The sequence below is a fragment of the Streptomyces sp. NPDC002845 genome (genome assembly GCF_053591955.1).
The window spans coordinates 1-1,685 of record NZ_JBSFUU010000021.1; the positions used below are offsets into that span (position 1 = coordinate 1).

Sequence of the window (1,685 nt, forward strand, 5' to 3'; positions counted from 1 at the left end):
GGCGGGCCCCGGGAGAACGAGACCGTCGAGAAGCGGCAGATCCGCTACCGCACCGTCGGCGACATGTCCTGCACCGGCGCCGTCGACTCCGACGCGGTGACCCTCGACCAGGTGATCGCCGAGATCGCCGCGTCCCGGCTGACCGAGCGGGGCGCCACCCGCGCCGACGACAAACTGTCCGAGGCCGCGATGGAAGACCGCAAACGCGAGGGATACTTCTAAACATGACGAGCACGATCGACACACTGAGGTTCGCCACCGCGGGCTCCGTCGACGACGGCAAGTCCACGCTCGTCGGCCGGCTGCTGCACGACTCCAAGTCGGTCCTCGCCGACCAGCTGGAAGCCGTGGAGCTGGCTTCGGCCAACCGGGGCCAGGCGGCACCCGACCTGGCGCTGCTGACCGACGGTCTGCGGGCCGAGCGGGAGCAGGGCATCACCATCGACGTGGCCTACCGCTACTTCGCCACGCCCCGACGCCGGTTCATCCTCGCCGACACCCCCGGCCATGTGCAGTACACCCGCAACATGGTCACGGGTGCCTCCACGGCCGACCTGGCCATCATCCTGATCGACGCCCGCAACGGCGTCGTCGAGCAGACCCGCCGCCACGCCGCCGTGGCCGCCCTCCTCCGCGTCCCGCACGTGGTCCTCGCCGTCAACAAGATGGACCTCGTCGGCTACGAGGAGAAGGAGTTCGACCGCATCGTCCAGGACTTCACGGGCCACGCCGAGGAGCTGGGCCTGCCCGGCTTCACGCCGATCCCGGTGTCCGCGCTGGTCGGCGACAACGTCGTCGATCGCTCCGCGAAGATGGACTGGTACGCCGGTCCCGCGCTGCTGGAGTTCCTGGAGACCGTCCCGGTCGCCGCGGACCCCGAGGACGCCCCGGCGCGCTTCCCCGTCCAGTACGTCATCCGGCACGACGAAACCCGCTACTACGCGGGCCAGTTGGTCTCCGGCTCGCTCCGGGTCGGCGACCGGATCACGGTCCACCCGTCGGGCGAGACCTCCGAGATCACCGGCATCGACGTACTCGGCACGGACACGGAGGTGGCGCACGCGCCGCAGTCCATCACGCTGCGGCTGGCCGGCCAGCGGGACATCTCGCGCGGCGACATGATCACCGCCGGTCCCGACGCGCCGGTGCTCACCCAGGACGTCCGGGCGGCCGTCTGCCACCTGGCCGACCGCCCGCTGCGCCTCGGTGACCGTGTCCTGGTCAGACACACGACCCGCACCGTCAAGGCCATCGTCAAGAACCTCGGCGGCGCCACCCAGCTCACCGCGAACGACCTGGGCCGCATCACCCTGCGCACCGCCGAGCCACTCGCCCTCGACGACTACGCGGACGTCCGCCGCACGGGCGCCTTCATCCTGGTCGACCCGGCGGACGGCTCGACCCTGACGGCGGGGATGGCCGACCTGTCGTAGCCGGTACGTGGTGTACGTGCCGTAGCACGTGGCGTACGTGGCTTGTGGGCGCCCTCAACTCCCGAGCGTGAGCCGGGGTTGGGGGCGTCCGGGCGTCCGGGCCCAGGGACGGCCACTGCCCGCCCGGCACAACACGGCACGGGTCGGATCGGGGCGGGGCCGGTCGAGACGGCCGAGCCCGGCTCCTCGCCATGGGGCGCCTCAACTCCAGCGTCAAGCGGGGGCTTGGGGGCGTCCATGCGTCCGGACCCA

The 1,685-nt window shown here is 71.6% G+C and carries 1 protein-coding gene and 1 pseudogene; both read left to right on the forward strand.

Annotated features, from left to right (window positions below; all coding sequences use genetic code 11):
* Positions 1-222: pseudogene (locus ACWD3C_RS17180) on the forward strand (sulfate adenylyltransferase subunit CysD); the annotation flags it as partial.
* A gap of 2 nt (positions 223-224) precedes the next feature.
* Positions 225-1,433 (forward strand): sulfate adenylyltransferase subunit 1, encoded by a 1,209-nt coding sequence (locus tag ACWD3C_RS17185; RefSeq protein WP_451144665.1) that lies wholly within the window; start codon positions 225-227, stop codon positions 1,431-1,433.
* Positions 1,434-1,685: the final 252 nt, after the last annotated feature.

Coding starts and splice junctions, on each gene's coding strand:
- ACWD3C_RS17185 (WP_451144665.1), top strand. CDS start 225: ATGACGAGCACGATCGACACACTGAGGTTCGCCACCGCGGGCTCCGTC.